This window comes from Enterobacter cloacae complex sp. SHL009, from assembly GCF_049237205.1.
In the GTDB taxonomy this organism is placed as follows: domain Bacteria; phylum Pseudomonadota; class Gammaproteobacteria; order Enterobacterales; family Enterobacteriaceae; genus Enterobacter; species Enterobacter cloacae_M.
On the sequence record NZ_JBMKIW010000002.1, the window covers coordinates 123,926 to 145,615 of the forward strand.

General features: G+C 50.2%; 20 protein-coding genes and 1 tRNA gene. 16 read left to right on the top strand and 5 right to left on the bottom strand.

Annotation, left to right across the window (positions count from 1 at the left end; genetic code table 11):
• Positions 1-6: 6 nt before the first annotated feature.
• Positions 7-1,227, bottom strand: a complete 1,221-nt coding sequence (gene arcA, locus ACOTZC_RS07065; RefSeq protein WP_023310203.1) for an arginine deiminase — start codon at positions 1,225-1,227, stop codon at positions 7-9.
• Between the two features lie 675 nt (positions 1,228-1,902).
• On the opposite strand from arcA, the gene ACOTZC_RS07070 reads away from it, so the two are divergent.
• The 5 genes from ACOTZC_RS07070 (at position 1,903) to ACOTZC_RS07090 (ending at position 8,731) form a co-directional block, all read left to right on the top strand.
• Entirely contained in the window at positions 1,903-2,355 is a 453-nt protein-coding gene (locus ACOTZC_RS07070) for a YhcH/YjgK/YiaL family protein (protein ID WP_126303688.1), read from the top strand.
• A gap of 254 nt (positions 2,356-2,609) precedes the next feature.
• Entirely contained in the window at positions 2,610-3,518 is a 909-nt protein-coding gene (yagE, locus tag ACOTZC_RS07075; protein ID WP_126303686.1) for a 2-keto-3-deoxygluconate aldolase, read from the top strand.
• Between the two features lie 14 nt (positions 3,519-3,532).
• Positions 3,533-5,500 carry a xylonate dehydratase YagF gene (gene yagF, locus ACOTZC_RS07080; RefSeq protein ID WP_126303684.1) on the top strand — a complete coding sequence of 656 codons (1,968 nt, stop codon included), beginning with the start codon at positions 3,533-3,535 and terminating at the stop codon, positions 5,498-5,500.
• Positions 5,501-5,726: 226 nt separating this feature from the next.
• Complete coding sequence (locus tag ACOTZC_RS07085; RefSeq protein ID WP_421635691.1) at positions 5,727-7,109, top strand: MFS transporter; 1,383 nt, start codon at positions 5,727-5,729, stop codon at positions 7,107-7,109.
• Between the two features lie 11 nt (positions 7,110-7,120).
• Entirely contained in the window at positions 7,121-8,731 is a 1,611-nt protein-coding gene (locus ACOTZC_RS07090) for a glycoside hydrolase family 43 protein (RefSeq protein ID WP_421635692.1), read from the top strand.
• Here the strand turns inward: ACOTZC_RS07090 and xynR are convergent.
• From xynR to argL, 4 genes are all read right to left on the bottom strand, one after another.
• A complete protein-coding gene (gene xynR, locus ACOTZC_RS07095; RefSeq protein ID WP_248191541.1) occupies positions 8,716-9,477 on the bottom strand; it encodes an IclR family transcriptional regulator in 762 nt (253 codons plus the stop codon). The two genes, ACOTZC_RS07090 and xynR, sit on opposite strands and share 16 nt — an antisense overlap.
• Before the next feature lie 219 nt (positions 9,478-9,696).
• The gene (locus tag ACOTZC_RS07100; protein ID WP_023310210.1) at positions 9,697-10,131 is read right to left on the bottom strand and encodes a DUF3828 domain-containing protein; all 435 of its coding nucleotides are present in this window, start codon (positions 10,129-10,131) and stop codon (positions 9,697-9,699) included.
• Between the two features lie 453 nt (positions 10,132-10,584).
• Positions 10,585-11,589: an ornithine carbamoyltransferase gene (gene argF / locus ACOTZC_RS07105; RefSeq protein ID WP_126303676.1), complete on the bottom strand. Its 1,005-nt coding sequence runs from the start codon at positions 11,587-11,589 to the stop codon at positions 10,585-10,587.
• Positions 11,559-11,654, bottom strand: coding sequence for a putative translational regulatory protein ArgL (argL, locus tag ACOTZC_RS07110; protein ID WP_213014347.1), 96 nt, complete (start codon positions 11,652-11,654; stop codon positions 11,559-11,561). Before argL ends, argF begins: the two co-directional genes overlap by 31 nt.
• Positions 11,655-11,753: 99 nt before the next feature.
• Here argL and rraB point away from each other — a divergent pair, with 99 nt between their 5' ends.
• The 11 genes from rraB (at position 11,754) to ACOTZC_RS07165 (ending at position 21,600) form a co-directional block, all read left to right on the top strand.
• Positions 11,754-12,179, top strand: coding sequence for a ribonuclease E inhibitor RraB (gene rraB / locus ACOTZC_RS07115; protein WP_008501374.1), 426 nt, complete (start codon positions 11,754-11,756; stop codon positions 12,177-12,179).
• A 46-nt stretch (positions 12,180-12,225) separates the two neighbouring features.
• A complete protein-coding gene (miaE, locus tag ACOTZC_RS07120; RefSeq protein ID WP_126303674.1) occupies positions 12,226-12,984 on the top strand; it encodes a tRNA isopentenyl-2-thiomethyl-A-37 hydroxylase MiaE in 759 nt (252 codons plus the stop codon).
• Between the two features lie 30 nt (positions 12,985-13,014).
• Positions 13,015-13,737: a topoisomerase II gene (locus ACOTZC_RS07125; RefSeq protein WP_126303672.1), complete on the top strand. Its 723-nt coding sequence runs from the start codon at positions 13,015-13,017 to the stop codon at positions 13,735-13,737.
• A 105-nt stretch (positions 13,738-13,842) separates the two neighbouring features.
• Positions 13,843-13,927: transfer RNA gene (locus tag ACOTZC_RS07130), tRNA-Leu, on the top strand.
• A 189-nt stretch (positions 13,928-14,116) separates the two neighbouring features.
• Positions 14,117-15,364 carry a tyrosine-type recombinase/integrase gene (locus ACOTZC_RS07135; protein ID WP_137581862.1) on the top strand — a complete coding sequence of 416 codons (1,248 nt, stop codon included), beginning with the start codon at positions 14,117-14,119 and terminating at the stop codon, positions 15,362-15,364.
• Positions 15,365-15,475: 111 nt separating this feature from the next.
• Positions 15,476-16,345 carry a DUF6387 family protein gene (locus ACOTZC_RS07140; protein ID WP_277555069.1) on the top strand — a complete coding sequence of 290 codons (870 nt, stop codon included), beginning with the start codon at positions 15,476-15,478 and terminating at the stop codon, positions 16,343-16,345.
• Positions 16,346-16,465: 120 nt separating this feature from the next.
• Positions 16,466-16,669: a helix-turn-helix transcriptional regulator gene (locus ACOTZC_RS07145; protein WP_001523831.1), complete on the top strand. Its 204-nt coding sequence runs from the start codon at positions 16,466-16,468 to the stop codon at positions 16,667-16,669.
• 383 nt (positions 16,670-17,052) lie between these two features.
• Entirely contained in the window at positions 17,053-18,258 is a 1,206-nt protein-coding gene (locus tag ACOTZC_RS07150) for a site-specific integrase (RefSeq protein WP_421635693.1), read from the top strand.
• A gap of 1 nt (position 18,259) precedes the next feature.
• Positions 18,260-19,570, top strand: coding sequence for a tyrosine-type recombinase/integrase (locus ACOTZC_RS07155; protein ID WP_216684128.1), 1,311 nt, complete (start codon positions 18,260-18,262; stop codon positions 19,568-19,570).
• Positions 19,570-21,201, top strand: a complete 1,632-nt coding sequence (locus ACOTZC_RS07160; RefSeq protein WP_216684127.1) for a DNA-binding protein — start codon at positions 19,570-19,572, stop codon at positions 21,199-21,201. The genes ACOTZC_RS07155 and ACOTZC_RS07160 overlap by 1 nt, the downstream gene beginning before the upstream one ends.
• On the top strand, positions 21,202-21,600 hold the full coding sequence (locus ACOTZC_RS07165) for a hypothetical protein (RefSeq protein ID WP_137581857.1): 399 nt from the start codon (positions 21,202-21,204) through the stop codon (positions 21,598-21,600). It abuts the gene before it with no gap.
• Positions 21,601-21,690: the final 90 nt, after the last annotated feature.

Consider the following 21,690-nt stretch of genomic DNA (forward strand, 5'->3'; position numbering starts at 1 on the left):
GCTCCTTTAAATTCCGTCGCGCTCAAGCGGACAGCTCATGCAGCGCGCGCCGCCGCGGCCGCGTCCGAGCTCGTCGCCCGGGATAGGCAGCACGGTGATGCCCGCCTTGTCGTACTTCTCGTTGGTCCAGACGTTGCGCTCGTAGCCGATCACCACGCCCGGGCGGATGGTCAGCACGTTATTGGCGTCGTTCCACTGCTCGCGCTCGGCCTCAAAGGCGTCGCCGCCGGTGGTGATCAGGCGCACCTGGCTAATGCCGAGCGCTTTCTCGATGGCGTGCAGCAGGTCGGTTTCCTGAGTGCGCAGCAGGCCGCCGCGTCCGTCCGGGGTGAGCGTCCAGCACTGGGCGTCCTTGCGCACCACTTCCGGGTAGACGGAGAAGGTGTCCACGTCGATGTGGGTCATGACGGTGTCGAGGTGCATGCAGGAGCGGTGTTTTGGCAGCTCAACGGCGATCACGCGCTCGGCCTGACGGTGTTTGAACAGGCTGTTGGCGAGGAACTCCACGCCCTGCGGCGTCGTGCGCTCGGACATGCCGATCAGTACCGCCCCGCGGCCAATCACCAGTACGTCGCCGCCTTCTAGCGTGGCGTGGTCATAATTAATATTCTCGTCGCCGAAATACTTAATAAAATCGCCGTCGGCAAACGCCGGGTGCCAGCGATATATTGCCCGCAGGTTATTGGTTTCGCGCTGACGGGCCGGTTTGGCCATTGGGTTAATAGAGACGCCGTTATAAATCCAGCATGAGGTATCGCGGGTAAATAAATGGTTCGGCAGCGGCTTCATAATAAAATCATTCGCCGTGTGGGTATCCACCACCATATTTTTAATGGCCGCCGGAATTTCGCCGTAGGTTAATCCGCCGCTCAGCCTGCGCGCCAGTTCCCGGTGCGGCATATCTGCCAGCCAGCCGCGCACGTCGCCGGCAAAGGTTGGGCCGAGGCGATAGTCGGAGATTTGGGTATCCAGCAGCCAGGCTTTCGCTTCTGCAATATCAAGGGATTGCGTCAGAAGGTCGGTCAACAGCAGGACTTCCACACCCTGCTCGCGCAGCGTGTTGGCGAAGATGTCATGCTCCTCACCCGCCCGCTCAACCGAGAGCACGTCATCGAAAAGCAGCTCCTGACAGTTTGATGGCGTTAAACGTTTCAGACTTAAATTAGGACGGTGCAGCATAACGCTACGCAATTGACCAATTTCAGAACCGACGTAATGCTTTTCCATAATTATTCCTTTAACTGTTTTTCAGAATAAAAAGGGCATGCGCCATGTGATGTGTTTAATTTCATGGCGGCTAAGCTCAATTGATTTCGTGATTCATACTAGGGGGTTAAATAATCCGTATTGTGATATTGCTCACGCGAAAATGGATATTAAGCGGTTTGTTTTCATTTGCATGATTCGCATCAGATAATGATTAATTGATTATTCTGGCGAGGTGAATAGCTAAGCACTATCCGTTGTCATTATTTTCACTTGTTAGTGTTTTGTAGAATTTAATGCTTTGAAATATTTTGTTAAGGTATTGATTTTAATTGTTTTTATAGTTTTTGTGGAATGACTATGCATTATTGCTAATTAACTATTTTTGGCTTAAGGAAAATCAATAAATATTTATTGAATTTAATAGCAAATTATCAAAGTGATAAAATGTGAAGCGGTAGCGAGTTTTGTTGTTAAGGCCTGGCGATCAATGAGTTAGCGCAAGGGCGTGATAACGAAGAGCTGAAGATATGCATAATGACTGCATAAATGCCTGCGAGGGCTTAACAGCAAATTAACACCATTCCCGATAAACATGCGTTCGCGCAAAACCCGTCTAAAAAGCGCTGGTATGGCAGCCTTAACTCTCGTATAAGAGATAAAAATGAAACGTTGTTTTACATAGAGAGATTTCACATGATTATCGGCAACATCCACCATCTGCACTCCTGGCTGCCTGACGATCTGCGTCAGGCCATCGAGCACGTTAAAGCCCACGTCACCGACGCCACGCCGCTCGGCAAGCACGACATCAACGGCAGCAGCCTGTTTTATCTGGTCTCGGAAGACATGACCCAGCCGTTCGCCGAGCGCCGCGCCGAGTACCACGCGCGCTATCTGGACATCCAGATAATCATGAAGGGCCAGGAGGGGATGACCTTCAGCACCCTGCCGCACGGCACGCCCGACACCGACTGGCTGGCGGACAAAGACATCGCGTTCCTGCCGGAAGGCGAGCAGGAGAAAACCGTGGTGCTTAGCGAAGGGGATTTTGTGGTGTTCTGGCCGGGTGAGGTGCACAAGCCGCTGTGCGCGGTGGGCGCGCCTGCGAAGGTCAGGAAAGTGGTTGTTAAAATGGTGGTGGAGTAACCCTGACCCCTCACCCTCACCCTCACCCTCACCCTCACCCTAACCCTCTCCCACGGGGAGAGGGAACTTTTACACCCTCTCCCCGTGGGAGAGGGCACCAGACCGCACCAACGCAATATGTGATCCAGCTTAAATTTCCCACACTCCCTCTTCCCTTCCCATTTACCTGCGCTTTTTCTGCGTCATAGTATGATCGTTAAAATAATGAACGATGTTCTATAATGTAGAACAAAATGATTCAGCAAGGAGATCTCATGCCGAAGTCCGCGTTGTTCACGGGAATCATTCCCCCTGTCTCCACCATCTTTACCGCCGACGGCCAGCTCGATAAGACGGGCACCGCCGCGCTGATCGACGATCTCATCAAAGCAGGCGTTGACGGCCTGTTCTTCCTGGGCAGCGGCGGCGAGTTCTCCCAGCTCGGCGCCGAAGAGCGTAAAGCAATTGCCCGCTTTGCTATCGATCACGTCGATCGTCGCGTGCCGGTGCTGATCGGCACCGGCGGCACCAACGCCCGGGAAACCATTGAGCTGAGCCAGCACGCGCAGCAGGCGGGCGCGGACGGCATCGTGGTGATTAACCCCTACTACTGGAAAGTGTCGGAAGCGAACCTGATCCGCTACTTCGAGCAGGTGGCGGACAGCGTCACGCTGCCGGTGATGCTCTATAACTTCCCGGCGCTGACCGGGCAGGATCTGACCCCGGCGCTGGTCAAAACCCTGGCCGACTCGCGCAGCAACATCGTCGGCATCAAAGACACCATCGACTCCGTCGCCCACCTGCGCAGCATGATCCATACCGTCAAAGGCGCCCATCCGCACTTCACGGTGCTCTGCGGCTACGACGATCACCTCTTTAATACCCTGCTGCTCGGCGGCGACGGGGCGATCTCGGCGAGCGGTAACTTTGCCCCGCAGGTGTCGGTGAATCTTCTGAAAGCCTGGCGCGACGGGGACGTGGCGAAAGCGGCTGAGTATCATCAGACCCTGCTGCAAATCCCGCAGATGTATCAGCTGGATACGCCGTTTGTTAACGTGATTAAAGAGGCGATCGTGCTCTGCGGTCGCCCTGTCTCCACGCACGTGCTGCCGCCCGCCTCCCCGCTGGACGAGCCGCGTAAGGCGCAGCTGAAAACCCTGCTGCAACAGCTCAAGCTCTGCTGAGCCGGACGATAACGATGACCATTGAGAAAATTTTCACCCCACAGGACGACGCGTTTTATGCGGTGATCACCCACGCGGCGGGGCCGCAGGGCGCGCTGCCGCTGACCCCGCAGATGCTGATGGAATCTCCCAGCGGCAACCTGTTCGGCATGACGCAGAACGCCGGGATGGGCTGGGACGCCAACAGGCTGACCGGGAAAGAGGTGCTGATCATCGGCACCCAGGGCGGCATCCGCGCCGGGGACGGACGCCCGGTCGCGCTGGGCTACCACACCGGGCACTGGGAGATCGGCATGCAGATGCAGGCGGCGGCGAAGGAGATCACCCGCAGCGGCGGGATCCCGTTTGCGGCCTTCGTCAGCGATCCGTGCGACGGACGCTCGCAGGGCACGCACGGCATGTTCGATTCCCTGCCGTACCGCAACGACGCGGCAATCGTGTTTCGCCGCCTGATCCGCTCCCTGCCGACGCGTCGGGCGGTGATTGGCGTCGCCACCTGCGATAAAGGACTGCCCGCCACCATGATTGCCCTGGCCTCGATGCACGACCTGCCGACCATTCTGGTGCCGGGCGGGGCGACGCTGCCGCCAACCGTGGGGGAAGACGCGGGCAAGGTGCAGACCATCGGCGCGCGCTTTGCCAACCACGAACTCTCCCTGCAGGAGGCCGCCGAGCTGGGCTGTCGCGCCTGCGCCTCGCCGGGCGGCGGATGTCAGTTCCTCGGCACGGCGGGCACCTCTCAGGTGGTCGCGGAGGCGCTGGGTCTGGCGCTGCCGCATTCCGCGCTGGCGCCGTCCGGGCAGGCGGTGTGGCTGGAAATCGCCCGCCAGTCGGCGCGCGCGGTCAGCGAGCTGGATAACCGCGGCATCACCACGCGCGATATCCTCACCGACAAAGCCATCGAAAACGCGATGGTGATCCATGCGGCGTTCGGCGGCTCCACCAACTTACTGCTACACATTCCGGCCATCGCCCACGCGGCGGGCTGCACGATCCCGGACGTTGAGCACTGGACGCGCGTCAACCGTAAAGTGCCGCGCCTGGTGAGCGTGCTGCCCAACGGCCCGGACTATCATCCGACCGTGCGCGCCTTCCTCGCGGGCGGCGTGCCGGAGGTAATGCTCCACCTGCGCGATCTCGGCCTGCTGCACCTGGACGCCATGACCGTGACTGGCCAGACGGTGGGCGAGAACCTTGACTGGTGGCAGGCATCCGAGCGCCGGGCGCGCTTCCGCCAGTGCCTGCACGAGCAGGACGGCGTGGATCCGGATGACGTGATCCTGCCGCCGAAGAAGGCAAAAGCGAAAGGGCTGACCTCAACGGTTTGCTTCCCGACGGGCAACATCGCGCCGGAAGGAGCGGTGATCAAGGCCACGGCGATCGACTCGTCGGTCGTCGGTGAAGATGGCGTTTACCGCCACACCGGTCGGGCGCGGGTGTTTGTCTCGGAAGCGCAGGCGATCAAGGCCATCAAGCGGGAAGAGATCAAGCAGGGCGATATCATGGTGGTGATCGGCGGCGGGCCGTCCGGCACCGGCATGGAAGAGACCTACCAGCTTACCTCCGCGCTGAAGCATATTTCGTGGGGCAAAACGGTATCGTTAATCACCGATGCGCGCTTCTCCGGCGTGTCGACGGGCGCCTGCTTCGGCCACGTGTCGCCGGAGGCGCTGGCGGGCGGGCCGATTGGCAAGCTGCGCGATAATGACATTATCGAGATAGCCGTCGACCGGCTGACATTAACAGGTAGCGTGAACTTTATCGGCAAGGTGGACAACCCGCTGACGCCGGAGGAGGGCGCGCGCGAGCTGGCAATGCGGCAGACGCACCCGGACCTGCACGCCCACGACTTTTTGCCGGACGACACCCGCCTGTGGGCAGCATTACAGTCGGTCAGCGGCGGCACCTGGAAAGGCTGTATTTATGACACCGATAAAATCATTGAGGTAATTAACGCCGGTAAAAAAGCACTCGGCATTTAATTATTTTCAGAGATAAAACCGTCTGCGGGAAATATTCCGCGGACGGCTTTTCTGTTTCTGTTATTTAATAATATAAACAATAGGTTGAGATATATCGTCGGCGTCACAAAAGCAAAATAACGTAATTCAGAAATAAGATATGACCATTGCTGGTTAATTGAACAGCTCATTACACTCTATTAACACGATGTTGTAATTCAGCACACTACATAAGGGTGTAATTCTGATGACGCAATTAACCATGAAAGACAAAATTGGCTACGGGCTGGGTGACACCGCCTGCGGCTTCGTCTGGCAGGCCACGATGTTCCTGCTGGCCTACTTCTACACCGACGTCTTCGGCCTGTCGGCGGGCATTATGGGCACGCTATTTCTGGTCTCCCGCGTGCTCGACGCCGTCACTGACCCGCTGATGGGGCTGCTGGTAGACCGCACCCGCACGCGGCACGGCCAGTTCCGCCCGTTCCTGCTGTGGGGCGCCATCCCGTTTGGCATCGTCTGCGTGCTGACCTTCTACACGCCGGACTTCTCCGCGCAGGGCAAGATCATCTACGCCTGCGTGACCTACATTCTCCTGACTCTGGTCTACACCTTCGTTAACGTGCCGTACTGCGCCATGCCGGGCGTCATCACCGCCGACCCGAAAGAGCGTCACGCCCTGCAGTCCTGGCGCTTCTTCCTGGCGGCGGCGGGCTCGCTCGCCATCAGCGGCATCGCGCTGCCGCTGGTCAGCATCATCGGCGAAGGGGACGAACAGGTGGGCTATTTTGGCGCCATGTGCGTGCTGGGGCTGAGCGGCGTGGTGCTGCTCTACGTCTGCTTCTTCACGACCAAAGAGCGCTACACCTTTGAGGTTCAGCCGGGTTCGTCGGTGGCGAAAGATCTCAGGCTGCTGCTGGGCAACGGCCAGTGGCGGATCATGTGCGCGTTCAAGATGATGGCGACATGCTCCAACGTGGTGCGCGGCGGGGCGACGCTCTACTTCGTGAAATACGTGATGGATCACCCGGAGATGGCGACCCAGTTCTTACTCTACGGCAGCCTCGCCACCATGTTCGGCTCGCTCTGTTCGTCCCGTCTGCTGGGACGCTTCGACCGCGTCACTGCCTTCAAGTGGATCATCGTCGCCTACTCGCTCATCAGCCTGCTGATTTTCGTCACCCCGGCGGAGCATATCGCCCTGATTTTTGCCCTCAACATCCTGTTCCTGTTCGTCTTTAACACCACCACGCCGCTGCAGTGGCTGATGGCCTCTGACGTGGTGGATTACGAAGAGAGCCGCAGCGGGCGCCGACTCGACGGGCTGGTGTTCTCCACCTACCTGTTCAGCCTGAAGATTGGCCTGGCGATTGGCGGGGCGGTGGTGGGCTGGATCCTGGCGTATGTGAACTACTCCGCCAGCAGCAGCGTGCAGCCGGTCGAAGTGCTCACCACCATCAAAATTCTGTTCTGCGTGGTGCCGGTGGTGCTCTACGCGGGCATGTTCATCATGCTGTCGTTCTACAAGCTCACCGACGCCCGCGTGGAGGCCATCAGCCAGCAGCTGATCAAACACCGCGCGGCGCAGGGCGAGGCCATTCCCGACGCAGCGACAGCCGCATCCCATTAACCGGAGGCAATATGGAAATCACCAACCCGATACTCACCGGCTTCAACCCGGACCCGTCCCTGTGCCGCCAGGGCGAGGACTACTACATCGCCACCTCGACCTTCGAGTGGTTCCCGGGCGTGCGCATCTACCACTCTCGCGACCTGAAAAACTGGTCGCTGGTCAGCACGCCGCTGGACCGCGTGTCGATGCTGGATATGAAGGGCAACCCGGACTCCGGCGGCATCTGGGCACCGTGCCTGAGCTACGCCGACGGCAAATTCTGGCTGCTCTACACCGACGTGAAGATTGTCGACTCGCCGTGGAAAAACGGCCGCAACTACCTCGTTACCGCGCCCTCCATCGAGGGGCCGTGGAGCGAGCCGATCCCGATGGGCAACGGCGGGTTTGACCCGTCCCTGTTCCACGACGACGATGGCCGCAAATATTACCTCTACCGCCCGTGGGGGCCGCGCCACCACAGCAACCCGCACAACACCATCGTGATGCAGGAGTTTGACCCGCAGACCGGCACGCTCTCGCCCGAGCGCAAAACCCTGTTTACCGGCACGCCGCTCTGCTACACCGAGGGGGCGCACCTGTATCGCCACGCGGGATGGTACTACCTGATGGTGGCCGAAGGAGGAACCAGCTACGAGCACGCCGTCGTGGTGCTGCGTTCCAAAAACATCGACGGGCCGTACGAGCTGCACCCGGACGTAACGATGATGACCAGCTGGCACCTGCCGGAGAACCCGCTGCAGAAGAGCGGCCACGGCTCGCTGCTGCAGACCCACACGGGGGAGTGGTACATGGCCTACCTCACCAGCCGCCCGCTGCGCCTGCCTGGCGTGCCGCTGCTGGCCTCCGGCGGGCGCGGCTACTGCCCGCTGGGGCGCGAGACCGGCATCGCCCGCATTGAATGGCGCGACGGCTGGCCGTACGTGGAAGGCGGCAAGCACGCGCAGCTGACCGTGAAAGGCCCGCAGGTGGCGGAGCAGCCTGCAGCCGTTCAGGGCAGCTGGCGGGAGGATTTCGACGCCAGTTCGCTTGACCCGGAACTGCAGACCCTGCGCATTCCGTTCGACGACACCCTCGGCTCGCTCACCGCCCGCCCCGGCTATTTACGGCTCTACGGCAACGACTCGCTCAACTCGACCTTTACCCAGTCGACCGTGGCACGCCGCTGGCAGCACTTCACCTTCCGTTCAGAAACGCGGATGCAGTTTTCGCCGGTCCACTTCCAGCAGAGCGCGGGGCTGACCTGCTACTACAACAGCAAAAACTGGAGCTACTGCTTTGTGGACTACGAGGAGGGGCAGGGAAGAACCATCAAGGTTATTCAGCTCGACCACAACGTGCCGTCATGGCCGCTGCACGAGCACCCCATTCCGGTGCCGGAGAGCGCGGAGAGCGTCTGGCTGCGCGTGGACGTGGATACGCTGGTCTACCGCTACAGCTACTCGTTTGACGGCGAGACGTGGCACACCGTCCCGGTAACGTATGAGGCGTGGAAGCTGTCGGACGACTACATCGGCGGGCGCGGCTTCTTCACCGGCGCGTTTGTGGGGCTGCACTGCGAGGACATCAGCGGCGACGGTTGCCACGCGGACTTCGACTACTTCACCTACGAGCCGGTATAGCCCAGCGCGCGTGACAGCTCGAGCCCGGCCTGCTGAAGCTGCTCGCGGAAGCGGGCCAGCTCGGCGTCGTCCACGCGTGAGGTGAGCGTCGACAGGCTCAGGGCGGCGATGACGCGGGACTCGTGGTTCCACACCGGCACCGCCACGCAGCGCACGCCCTGCTCGTTCTCTTCGCTATCCTGGGCATAGCCCTGCGCGCGGGTCTGCGCCAGGGCGCTCATTAAGGCTTCACGAGAGGCGAGGGTGGAAGGGGTATAGGTGGTGTACTGATAGCCCTCCAGCAGGGCGTTCAGCTCGGGCTCGCCCAGCCAGGCAATCAACACCTTGCCGATGGCGGTGGCGTGAACCGGCAGGCGGCGGCCGATGCGCGAATAGGCGATGGCGGCCAGCTTGCCTTCAATCTTCTCGATATAGACCCCTTCACGCCCGTCCAGGATCCCCAGATGGGTGGTCTGCCCGGTCCGCCGGGACAGCTCCGTCAGCCAGCCTTTTGCCTTCTGCCGAATATCGATGGAGCCCACGACAAAATGGCCGCGCTCGACCAGCTTCATGCCGAGGCGATACTTACCGTTTTCCGGGTTCTGATCGATATAGCCATGAAGCTGGAGGGTTTTCAGCAGCGAGTGGAGAGTACTCTTGCTCAGCCCCATCAGTTTGCTGATGTCGGTGATCTTAAGCTCGGTGGCCTGCTCGTTGAACAGGTCGAGGATCTGCAACGCACGTTCAACAGACTGAATAATCGGCATAATGCTGGTATGTCCACGCTGGAATTAAGGCGAAAACGTACCTTTTTCGGGGTGAAAAATCAATGAAATGGAGCCGGTGTTCTCCCTCTGCCCGTGGGAGAGAGGCTGCCTGATTTGCCCGGCGGCGCTACGCTTGCACGGGCCTACGGGTTGTGTAGGCCGGGCAAGCGCAGTGCCACCCGGCAACAAAGGCGGCTACATTATTGTTAGCGGGGGGCATCAATTATTATCCCGGGCGGCAACAGACTGGATTTTCCAGACCCCATCTTCTTTAACCATGCAATCAATGACTGTGTGCTGGGTCTTTTTGCCAAACGTGATATTCACGTTTACACAGACCGGGTCTGAAACATACGAATCAATAGCCACATTCTCAGCCCAGTCCTCGCCGATATACTGCGATTTCATAAAAAAATCAGCCTCGTAAAATTCAGCGTCGGCATAACGGGGATCGTCTGCATGACGTAATTTTTTCATGGTGCTGGCCGTAACGAACTTATCGATTTCATTTCCCTCTTGGATGGGATAACGATCGTTGTTCACCTGTTTGACGTACCAGCGATTGAATTCAAGGGCACGCTGCATCGGTATCTGAAAATCTTCGGCCCCCAATGCGGCTGTGCTGAATAACACAATTAAGATGAGCTTATTCATATTAATAATGCCTGTATAAGGTTACGGCTGGCTGGAGTTGGCGATAGGTTGGCCCCTTCGATTTTAAGCCCTCCGGCTCGAATGGCGGCGGCGATTGCGCGAGCGCAATAGTGTCCAGTATGGGTTAGTGCGTGGCTACGGGCGTATGACACAGCTTCATGCTTATTCCATGACATAAATAATCCTTATTAACGAAATGCAGCAATAAGGAAATGTTACGCCGATAATATACGGTGTTTTGTAATTGATAATGACCTGATATTAACCATTATCTACTCAGTAAATAATGGTCAATAAAAATATAAATATCTATTATGGTTAATGCCTATCTGAAAAAGCGTCAGTAAAATGAATTTTTCTGCCCGACGATAACGCTGTTGTCGTTTTTAGTGTTTTCTCCCTCTCCCCGTGGGAGAGGGCCGGGGTGAGGGCACCAGCGCGCAGAAGACCCAATCACTCTCCAAGCGTCGCCACCATCACCGCCTTAATCGTATGCATCCGGTTTTCCGCCTGGTCGAACACGATGCTCGCCGGCGACTCAAACACCTCGTCCGTCACTTCCATCCCGCCGTGCAGGTCGAACTCCTTCGCCATCTGCTTGCCGAGCGTGGTCTGGTCGTCATGGAACGCCGGAAGACAGTGCAGGAACTTCACGTCCGGGTTTCCGGTCAGCGCCATCATCTGCGCGTTCACCTGATACCCGCGCAGCAGCGCGATACGCTCCGCCCACTTCTCTTTGGCTTCACCCATCGACACCCACACGTCGGTATAGATAAAGTCCGCGCCCTTCACGCCCGCCGCCACGTCTTCCGTCAGCGTGATTTTCCCGCCGTGCTTCTGGGCCAGCGCGCTGCATTCCGCCACCAGGCTCTCTTCCGGCCAGCAGGCTTTCGGAGCCACCAGGCGCAGATCCAGCCCGGTCAGCGCCGCCGCTTCCAGCATCGAGTTGCCCATGTTGTTGCGCGCGTCGCCCGCGTAGACCAGCGTCATCTCGTTAAACGCCTTGCCCGGCAGGTGCTCCTGCATGGTCAGCAGGTCAGCCAGCAGCTGCGTCGGGTGGAACTCGTTGGTCAGCCCGTTCCACACCGGCACGCCCGCGTACTGCGCGAGCGTCTCGACCACTTCCTGGCCGTGGCCGCGATACTGAATGCCGTCGTACATCCGCCCGAGAACCCGCGCGGTGTCCTTAATTGACTCTTTATGCCCAATCTGGCTGCCGCTCGGCCCTAAATAGGTGACGCGCGCGCCCTGGTCAAATGCGGCAACTTCGAAAGAGCAACGTGTACGGGTCGAGTCTTTTTCGAAGATGAGCGCGATGTTTTTACCGGTAAGCTTCTGTACTTCCTTGCCATTTTTTTTATCGGCTTTGAGCTGTGCGGCAAGGGTCAGCAGAGAAGTGAACTGTGCAGGGGTAAAGTCGAGCAATTTCAGAAAGTGTTTCTTGTACAGATCAGACATTTTATCCTCACATGGCGAACGCCACTTATTGAATTAAAATTCACTTTATATGTGTAATTATTCATTTGCAACCCCGTTTCACAAATCTTTCCAACAAAGGTGGAGGCAAACCCGTCCGTGTGTGAAAATAGAAGTATCTGCCGCACTTTAAAGAGGATTGAGCCATGGCAAACCCGGAATTACTGGAAGAGCAACGCGAAGAGACGCGTCTGATTATTGAAGAGCTGCTGGAAGACGGTAGCGATCCGGACGCGCTGTACACCATCGAGCACCATTTCTCTGCGGATGATTTCGACGCGCTGGAAAAAATGGCGGTAGAAGCCTTCAAGCTGGGTTACGAAGTGACCGAGCCGGAAGAGCTGGAAGTGGAAGAGGGCGACACCGTCATCTGCTGCGACATCCTTAGCGAAGGCGCGCTGAAGGCGGAGCTGATCGACGCGCAGGTCGAACAGCTGATGAACCTGGCCGAGAAGTTTGACGTGGAATACGACGGCTGGGGAACCTACTTCGAAGATCCGAACGGTGAAGACGGCGAAGAAGGCGACGACGAAGATTACGTCGACGAAGACGACGACGGCGTGCGTCACTAAGCGTTTCAGGCGGTGGCGCGCGCTACCGCTTTTTCAAGGCAGAACCATGGATTACCCGCAGATACTCGCCCCCGTACTCAACTTCCTCCAGTGCCCGACCCCGCAAGCATGGATTGAAAAAGCCCGCGATCCGGCGAACCTGCCGCTGCTGCTCACCGACCACATGGTGTGCGAGCTCAAGGCCGCCCAGACCGCGCTGCTGCTGGTGCGTAAATACGTCGCCGACGAAAGCGGTGCCGACGCGCTGCTCGACTGGCTCAAGCCCTACGAACAGTTCACCTTCCGCGACGGCCCGGAGCCGGACTTCATCGCCCTGCACAGGCAGATTGGCAAAAGCGTGATGCCCAAAACCGACGACCCGTGGGGCCAGGCGCTCATCGACAGCATGGTGCTGCTGATCAAAGAGGAGCTGCATCACTTCTGGCAGGTGCGCGAGGCGATGCTGGCCCGCGACATTCCGTACGTCAAAATCACCGCCAGCCGCTACGCCAAAGGGATGCTGAAGGAAGTACGCACCCACGAGCCTCTGACGCTGATCGACAAGCTCATCTGCGGCGCCTACATCGAAGCCCGCTCCTGCGAACGCTTCGCCGCGCTGGCCCCGTTCCTCGACGACGACCTGCAGAAGTTCTATCTCTCGCTGCTGCGCTCGGAAGCGCGCCACTATCAGGACTACCTGACGCTCGCCCGGCAGGTGAGCGACGACGATATCTCACCGCGCATAAAGCTTTTTGGCGAAATTGAAGCCACACTTATCTCGACACCGGACAACGAGTTTCGCTTCCACAGCGGCGTGCCGGTGTAAACCGGCACAACTCAAGGATAAGGATGCGAGATGAATAAAACGTGGACCCGTATTGTGATTGTCGTCGTCGCGGCTGCCGCCGTGGCGTTCTGGGTGTTTTTCGACAGGCAGCGCGCCCCGGAACGGCAGATGGATAACGCCCTCAACGCGATGCCCGCCTGGCAGGTGATCAAGGAGCAGGAGCCTGTGCTGCATCAGCGCATCCTCGACCAGATGGCCGCCCTGCAAAAAGCGGGCGAGCCGGAGCAGCAGATTATCGATACCATTCAGCCGCAGATCCTGCATCTGCAGATGTCGCGCCTGCAAAACGCCCCGGACGCCAACGTGGTGAACTACATGACCATCAACATGGAGCAGACCGCCGCCATCCAGAAGGTGAGCGACGACGCCTGCTTCCGCTTCCTCTACCCGACGGTGAAGGGCGGCGTAAACCCGATGCGCATGCTGGATAAAGACCTGATGGCGCGGCGCATGCAGGCCGACGCGGACATGATGCGCGCGGCCTACGGCAAAAACCGCCACACCGTGACCCAGGCCGAACGCGAGGCCGCTGTCGAGGACGTGCGGCCGATTATGAAGGCACTTGCCGATAAGTACGGCGAGGACATCCAGCTGCTGCAGATGCCGGAGAAGGCGGCGGGCAAAGAGAAGCTCTCCTGCGATATGGTGCAGGAGATGTGGGCGAAAGTGCTGGCGCTGCCGGAGCAGAAGGCGGCGGGGGTGATTCGTCTGGCGGTCTCTGAGCTGGAGTGACAAAGGCGCTGGTTTTTTGGGCACTTAGCGCGGGTTTCGCGCGTCGTCGCTTGCATGGCGGCGCGCGACAGGTATAATCCACAACGTTTCCGCATCCCCTTCAGTGCCGAAGTGGCGAAATCGGTAGACGCAGTTGATTCAAAATCAACCGTAGAAATACGTGCCGGTTCGAGTCCGGCCTTCGGCACCATAAAAAGCTTTTTTCAAGTCTACTAACGTCTACTTTAGTCCAGAAAAACAGTAAGTTAAGCGAGTTTTTGACTTGGCTTAGTCTGTTCACGTCTACTCAATTCCTTGAACATATACCAACCGATGATGGTATAACTGATGGTATTCTCGGTTCGATTGATTTTGGTACCAACAACGGAGGTATCAACTGATGGCACTCACTGATATCAAAGTTCGAACAACAAAGCCCTCCGATAAACCTTTCAAACTCACAGATGGGCAGGGTATGCACCTGCTGATCAACCCCAATGGTTCAAAGTACTGGCGACTCCAATACCGTTTCGGGGGCAAACAGAAAGTTTTAGCATTGGGTGTTTATCCAATGGTCTCTCTTGGTGAAGCCCGCAGGAAGCGAGATGAAGCCAAAAAGTTGGTATCTGATGGTATCGATCCTTCTGAAAAGAAAAAAGCAGATAAGATTGAGCAAAGCGAAGCCCTGACATTCGAAGCTGTTGCAAGGGACTGGCATACTGCCTGTAAAAGGAAATGGTCAGATTCTCACAGCGAAAGAGTTCTAAAAAGCATGGAGGATGGTCTCTTTACTGCTATTGGTAAAAGAAAAATATCCGAGCTTAATACCAGAGATCTTATCGCCCCTATCAAGGCCGTTGAAGCTTCTGGACGACTGGAAGTTGCTTCCCGACTACAGCAAAGGACTACGGCAGTAATGCGATATGCCGTCCAGAATGGCTTAATTGACTACAATCCAGCACAAGATATGTCTGGGGCAATTACAGTTGCGAAACGAACCCACAGACCAGCCTTACCATTTGATAGGTTCTCAGAGCTTTTAGAGCGCATTGAAAGCTTTAAAGGTAGGAAACTTACTAAATTAGCTGTGAAGCTGACATTGCTCATTTTTATCCGTTCCAGTGAACTCCGATTCGCAAGATGGTCGGAGATCGACTTTGAAAATGCGATGTGGACTATCCCTGGAGAACGCGAGCCATTGCCAGGAGTCAAACATTCCCATCGAGGTTCAAAAATGAAGACCCCACACCTCGTGCCGTTAAGTCGTCAGGCTTTAGAACTTCTAAAAGCCATCAGAGAAATCAGCGGCGAATGCGACCTGGTATTCATTGGCGATCATGATTTCAGAAAACCTATGAGCGAAAACACAGTGAACAAGGCGCTCAGGTCGATGGGTTATGACACAACCGTTGAGGTATGTGGGCATGGTTTTAGAGCGATGGCTTGTAGTGCTTTGATCGAGTCAGGAAAGTGGTCGAGAGATGCTGTTGAGAGGCAGATGAGCCATCAGGAGCGGAACTCAGTTCGTGCCGCATACATTCATAAAGCTGAGCATTTGGATGAGCGTAGGTTGATGTTGCAGTGGTGGGCTGATTATCTTGATGAAACAATTAAGAGAAGAATTGCACCTTTTGATTTTAATAACTAACTGATTTTTATGAGTAAAATGGCGTATTCAATAACCAATTGAGACGCCATTTTTTTATTTGCGATTTATGTGCTATTACGAAGTAAAACTTTTTACAACGGAGTGGCATTAATGAAATCTTGGGTAAAAATGAATAGTTGGACATCAGAAGACACCAAAGCAGTGAAAACGTGGTTTGATTTGGACAAATATCGAAAGTTTGAAAACATGTCTATTAATATGCTTTACCATGAAATATGGGCGAGAACCTATTTTTTCAAACCAGTAATAGAAGAAGGAATGCAGAAAACAGTATTGAAAAATTATATGCAGATATTGGATGGTGATCCTTTTCTTATCAAAGAGAAGCACTTAAATTATATGGATGCCGAAAATAAATTATATCAACCCCCATACTTTTTTATTACTACTGTTGATCGAATAGCAAATATCAGTTTTGATTGTATGAGAAAGGCTTTATTCATTAGAGCAAATACAGAACAATATAAAATTGATTCCACTATTGAAAATGAATATATTTCCGAAAAAATTCCTGAACAGTTTCCTACTACGATTATGTTAGAAATCGATCTTGCGGGTGGAAGCGATGATGAGATAGCTGAGGCCCTGCGAGTATCATTACCACAATGGCGAAAAGTAAAAGGCGTTAAACCTGCACCACTTGATGCAGTCAGATTTGGTTATGGGGCAATAAAAAAATTAATTAGCTATCGAATTATCCCTATGCTTGATTTGCTCGCATGGTCAGAAAGAAAAAAAGTACTTCTGTCAGACGACAGATTATCTCGATTGCTATACACGGATGAAGATGATGATAAGGCGATTCGCCAAGGATATCATATAAGAGATGCTGATCGGCCTTTCGCAATGAAAACTGTAGAAATTGATTTTTTAAGGCAATTTAACTTTTTTATCAATAAAAATCAGCATGTTAAAGAAATGAGGGTTTCGGATGTTATGAAACTCTCAGACTCTGAGTGATATGAATCTCCAAAGACTCATAGTTTCGAGCCAGGGATGGCTCTGATGTTCGTAATCTCGCTTCATCCATTCGAAATTCATTTGTACTGTAGCCCTGTAGACACAACAGAGGACATACATATGGAAAATCAAGCTCGTCTCATCCGTTTACCAGAAGTCATGAAGAAAACTGGATTTGGTAAAGCGTGGATCTATCGTCTTATCAGCCAAAATCGGTTCCCACAGCCAGTAAAGATCGGTATTCGTGCTACCGCTTTTGTAGAAAGCGAAATCGATGAATGGATTCAATTAATTATCGAAAATTCAAGAAAGCATGTCGCTTAACAGGAATGCTGCTTCATGGATTTTTTAACTTTTGATAATGTATTAAGAAAAAGGAATTTAGAGATCTTTTGAGTTTACTTAGTGGCTTTGAAAAAAAAAGAGGCTTTGTAAAGTTTGTATCTGAAAAATAAGTATATTTGACGTAATTCTTTACCTTTTTTCTAGCAGAGCTTTTGCTATAAGGGTTGAAGATGGTTTTCTTAATATCGGGTATGGATACCTTTTACTAGCCGTACCTGTTTATTTGACGTCAAATAAATTTTTCCAAGCCATTAATATATATACCAAATAAACTAAAGTCATTGTAAAAAATTTGAATTATTTTGAATTGGAATATATTTAATAAGTGAGAGTGATATTAATTTGTAAAGAATGAGGTCAAAATGGGATATAAAATAAAGAAATTCATCATGAGTAATGGGGAGCGAGGATGCCTGATCCTTGATAAAAATAGTAATTTACCAGCTTACTATCAAAATCTATTTCTTACTACAGACATAAGAAATAGAGGCGCAACCGCCTCAACTATGGAAATAGTTGCAACTAACTTACTAATTTTTAGTAATTTCTTAGATAGTAGGAAAATTAATATAGTTGATAGAATTGAGCTTAAAAAGTATCTCAGCGTTGCAGAAATAGATGATCTGGTAAGATATGCGAAACAAAGATTCGACAGACAAAAAATTATAAATATAAAATCAGCAAGTAATAGGTTTATTGCGAAGAGAACCTTTAGTTATAGAATACACGTTTTTTCACGCTACCTTAAGTGGTTATGTGGATTAGTTCATTCGTCAAAGGGGATTCATGCAAAGTATGAAGTAGACGTATTTATTGAAAGTATCAGAGCACATATTCCAAGAAACAGTTCATTGAATATGAATGAAATATCTGAAAAATCGTTAAATGAAGAAGAGATCAAAGTGCTTTTCCGTCTATTGGAAATTGGCGGGATTGAAAACCCTTTCCATAAGGAAGTACAGGTCAGGAACAGACTAATATTTACCTTGCTCTTAAATTTAGGTTTAAGGGCTGGAGAGTTGCTCAATCTTAAAATAGATGATTTTGATCTCAGAGACAACACTTTGAGTGTAGTCAGAAGACATGATTCAAAAGAAGATGGAAGATCTTATCAACCATTAGTAAAGACTGGAGAAAGGGTTATTCCGTTATCTGATGAGTTAGTCTGTGAAATTTTTGATTACATAAGCAATAGCAGAGAAAAAATGACAAAAAGGAAAAAGCATAATTTCTTATTGGTGGCTCATTGCACCGGAAAAAACGCAGGAGAACCCTTAAGCATTTCAGCTTATGAGAAGGTGATATCAACACTGAAACGAGCAAGTCCAGAGCTATATAATCTTTCAGGCCATAGGTTAAGGCACTCTTGGAATTATATGTATTCTAAAGGAATAGAAGGTGCTGAATTAGAATATAGTAGAAGGAAAGATTTAAGGAATTATCTAATGGGTTGGTCAAAGGAGTCAATAATGTGTGATAGATACAACTATAAATATATATCGCAACAAGAGAAGAATGTCGTCCTAAAGATCTATAAATCAGTAAGTAAAATAATTAGTGGAGTTTAGTATGGAAAACAAATGTATTGAAAGTGAGCAAATCTTTTTTGCTAAGATGAATAGGTATAGTTTCAAACTGTCAGATAAGAAATGGCAACTGGATAAAGAAAACTGCGTATACCCTCATAAAGTTGTAGATAGAATGCCTACAAAAATGAAACTTAGCTACTTAAAAACATTGGCTTACTATGCGTCTGAATATAGTTCTTTCTATATTCAAAGCATTAACAATCTATTTTATAAGTGGTTTGGTGCGATGACTATCGATACTATTGATGACAAAGCCATATATCAATTGAATGTTTATTTAGGTTCAGCGAGAAACTATAAGCTAAACATAGTTAAGGCCTTCATCACTAAATGGAAAAAACTCAATTACCCTGGAGTAGAAGCGACTGCCCTTAGAATGTTGGAGAAAATAAAAATCATTCCAAACCAAACAGGAGAGGCAGTTAAAAGACGAGATCCAAATAAAGGACCTTTAACTGAAACGGAACTAAATTATATCCTTAACTCTGTTAGCAAATTTTATCTTCAGAAGAAAATTCAACGCTTCTTATATTGTTATATTCTTCTGTTGGCAATAACAGGAAGAAGGCCATTACAATTAATCTCTCTAAAAGCTAAGGATCTCATTAAAAATGATAAAGGGTATTTTTTAAATGTACCAAAAGTAAAACAAAGGAAATCATTCAGAAATGAATTTAACATGGTAATGATAGAAAAGTTCTTATATGACAGCTTATCAATGCTAATTAATGAAAATCAGGTGTTTGTAGAAGATAAATTTAGTGTTGGGATTAATAACTATAGAGGCGAATTGCCAATCTTCATGGATTTAGACAAGATTACGGAAATAAAAAGAATTGAGGATTTTCTATCTGATTTAACAACAGATTTTTTCCATATGAAAAATTCAGTCATGTCAAAGCTATTAAAACGCTTTCCTTCAAAATTCGATGTTAGATCAGAAAGGACTAACAGCTATATAGAGCTTAATGCCAGAAGATTCAGATATACATTAGGGAGTCGACTGGCTAATGAAGGAGCCTCAATTGAGGTGATTGCTAAAGCGTTAGATCATAAATCAGCAAACTCTTCTATGATTTATATAAAAAATAATCCTGACAGTGTTTATGATATCGATAAGAAACTAAGTGCATTTTTTAAGCCCTTATCTAATATACTTATGGGCATAGAGATTGAAGAAAACAAGAACTTTTTTATCAAGTATGTTTTAGATTCATTTTTATTATTAGAAGATACGGAAGAGGAATTTAAATGTTTATCTTGTAAAAAATTCAACCCCTGGAGAGTATAATGAATAATATATTTATTTTTGAACCGAGTAATAGAAACAACCCACACGATAATGTTATTAAGTTCATCGAGTTTTGTAAGGATACCATTTCTAATAATAATTTAACAACTTCCTGGGAAAGCAATAAATGGAAAGGTTTATATAGGTTTACTAAGTTTAACACAAAAAACAACCTAAACAGCAAGGAATGCTTAGATGTTAGTTTTATTAACTTTGCTAAAGCATATATGTTGTATGTGCATTCATTCAATAAATCTAAGACGAAACACTCAACATTATCAATGTTGAAGATTGTAGAATTCGTTTTACTGAAAATCAATATGCAAGCTAATGTAAGCTATTGCAACAATTCAGTTTTTGATGAATGCATAAGAATAGCCTCTGAAAAGTATTCTAAAGCACATGCATTTGCTATTGGGAAAGAACTTGAGAAATTGAGTTCATTTTTAAGTGATAATAGGATGACTAATTCATCTTATTTATTTTGGGTAAATCCAATTAGATATAGGATTACTCAGTCTTGGACTGGTTATGATTCTTCACTTGTAGGCCATCCTAGATTGCCTGATATCAAATCAGTTATTGCGATTGCTGAGATTTTTTCAAAGCGGGATGAACAATTATCTTCAAGAGATATATTTACTACATCTGTGCTTGCTTTACTTATGTGCGCACCAAGTAGGATATCAGAAATTTTAGCTTTGCCAGCGGATTGTGAAATTACAGAATGTGATGGAAAGGGTATTCAAAGATACGGATTGAGATTTTTTTCAGCAAAAGGGTATGAAGGTAATATAAAATGGATTCCAACTTTAATGATACCTGTAGCTAAAAGGGCTATTAGCAGATTAAAAGAATTATCAAGTCAAGCGAGGTTATTGGCTGCTGAATTTCAAAAAAATCACTCTAATTCAACGATGGGGACCCTTAAAGAGAATATACCTCAAGATTTCCCTTGGTATGATAGAGAGAAGAAAATTGAATATTCTAATGCGCTTTGCTTGTTAACTGAAGGACAGTTAAATCAAAACAAAAAGAAAATGTTAGATAAGTTATTCAGGCCTACAATGAGTTTTTTTAAAACTGACATTGTTGATTCTGATTATATAAAAGGACATTTTAATATCTTTAAAAGATATGGTTATATAAATGAAGATGGTAGCCCATATTTGCTAAGAACACATCAACTGAGGCATCTTCTCAACACATTTGCTCAAATAAATAGCATGGATGAATTCAGTATAGCTCGCTGGTCTGGACGAAAGCTTATTTCTCAAAATGTTTCTTATGACCACAGATCGCATCTTCAAATGTCTAAAGCAATAAGAGAACAAAAGTTATCAGTGTGTGTTAATGAGCACAGAATAAAGGATATTCCAGTGGTGGATCTTAATGAGTTTGATTCACTTAGTAGTGGTGCAGTACTTGTATCAAAACATGGCTACTGCAAACACTCATATGCGTTTAAGCCGTGTGAACATTATCCGATTGAGAATTCTGGTTTAGATAACGAAACTATTTCAAACATTCACGATAAAATTTTAAAAAGAACACTGTATGATAAAAATGATGGGAACATAAATGCTGATAGATGGTATGAATTTCATAAGAGAATAAAAAAAGGAGAATAAATGGCTAAGCATATAAATGGTTATCATGAGAAGAAGATTGTAGATGTTATTAATACATGGTCTATAGATGAAAAACTAACCTGGGATGCTTTGTGCGACAGGTTAGTAAGGATTATTGGCAAAAGGCCATCAAGACAATCCTTAAGTAGTCATGTAAGGATTGCAGAAAGCTTCAGTGTGAAAAAAGCCACTATCAAATCTGGTGCAATACACACTGTAAAACCTGCTAATTTAAAAGTGGCTTCTCAACGAATTAGAAGACTTGAAGCAGAAAATGAAGCTTTGAAGGTATTAAATGAACGCTATTTAGAGCAGTTCAAAGTATGGCTTTATAATGCTCACCTTAAACAAATAACGATTGAAGAACTTAATAATCCGTTACCTGCAAAATACCTTTAATAGAATTGATAGGTTTTAGCTATTGACATGGTAAAATATTATGTTATTTGTTTTCTTGTCAGGACGACAAAATTTCACTATTGCAAGGAT

Coding starts and splice junctions, on each gene's coding strand:
- ACOTZC_RS07085 (WP_421635691.1), top strand. CDS start 5,727: ATGACGCAATTAACCATGAAAGACAAAATTGGCTACGGGCTGGGTGAC.
- argL (WP_213014347.1), bottom strand. CDS start 11,654: ATGAATAATTACACATATAAAGTGAATTTTAATTCAATAAGTGGCGTT.
- ACOTZC_RS07155 (WP_216684128.1), top strand. CDS start 18,260: ATGGAAAACAAATGTATTGAAAGTGAGCAAATCTTTTTTGCTAAGATG.
- ACOTZC_RS07145 (WP_001523831.1), top strand. CDS start 16,466: ATGGAAAATCAAGCTCGTCTCATCCGTTTACCAGAAGTCATGAAGAAA.
- yagE (WP_126303686.1), top strand. CDS start 2,610: ATGCCGAAGTCCGCGTTGTTCACGGGAATCATTCCCCCTGTCTCCACC.
- arcA (WP_023310203.1), bottom strand. CDS start 1,227: ATGGAAAAGCATTACGTCGGTTCTGAAATTGGTCAATTGCGTAGCGTT.
- rraB (WP_008501374.1), top strand. CDS start 11,754: ATGGCAAACCCGGAATTACTGGAAGAGCAACGCGAAGAGACGCGTCTG.
- argF (WP_126303676.1), bottom strand. CDS start 11,589: ATGTCTGATCTGTACAAGAAACACTTTCTGAAATTGCTCGACTTTACC.
- ACOTZC_RS07165 (WP_137581857.1), top strand. CDS start 21,202: ATGGCTAAGCATATAAATGGTTATCATGAGAAGAAGATTGTAGATGTT.
- xynR (WP_248191541.1), bottom strand. CDS start 9,477: ATGCCGATTATTCAGTCTGTTGAACGTGCGTTGCAGATCCTCGACCTG.
- ACOTZC_RS07135 (WP_137581862.1), top strand. CDS start 14,117: ATGGCACTCACTGATATCAAAGTTCGAACAACAAAGCCCTCCGATAAA.
- ACOTZC_RS07090 (WP_421635692.1), top strand. CDS start 7,121: ATGGAAATCACCAACCCGATACTCACCGGCTTCAACCCGGACCCGTCC.
- ACOTZC_RS07140 (WP_277555069.1), top strand. CDS start 15,476: ATGAAATCTTGGGTAAAAATGAATAGTTGGACATCAGAAGACACCAAA.
- ACOTZC_RS07150 (WP_421635693.1), top strand. CDS start 17,053: ATGGGATATAAAATAAAGAAATTCATCATGAGTAATGGGGAGCGAGGA.
- ACOTZC_RS07160 (WP_216684127.1), top strand. CDS start 19,570: ATGAATAATATATTTATTTTTGAACCGAGTAATAGAAACAACCCACAC.
- ACOTZC_RS07125 (WP_126303672.1), top strand. CDS start 13,015: ATGAATAAAACGTGGACCCGTATTGTGATTGTCGTCGTCGCGGCTGCC.
- ACOTZC_RS07100 (WP_023310210.1), bottom strand. CDS start 10,131: ATGAATAAGCTCATCTTAATTGTGTTATTCAGCACAGCCGCATTGGGG.
- yagF (WP_126303684.1), top strand. CDS start 3,533: ATGACCATTGAGAAAATTTTCACCCCACAGGACGACGCGTTTTATGCG.
- ACOTZC_RS07070 (WP_126303688.1), top strand. CDS start 1,903: ATGATTATCGGCAACATCCACCATCTGCACTCCTGGCTGCCTGACGAT.
- miaE (WP_126303674.1), top strand. CDS start 12,226: ATGGATTACCCGCAGATACTCGCCCCCGTACTCAACTTCCTCCAGTGC.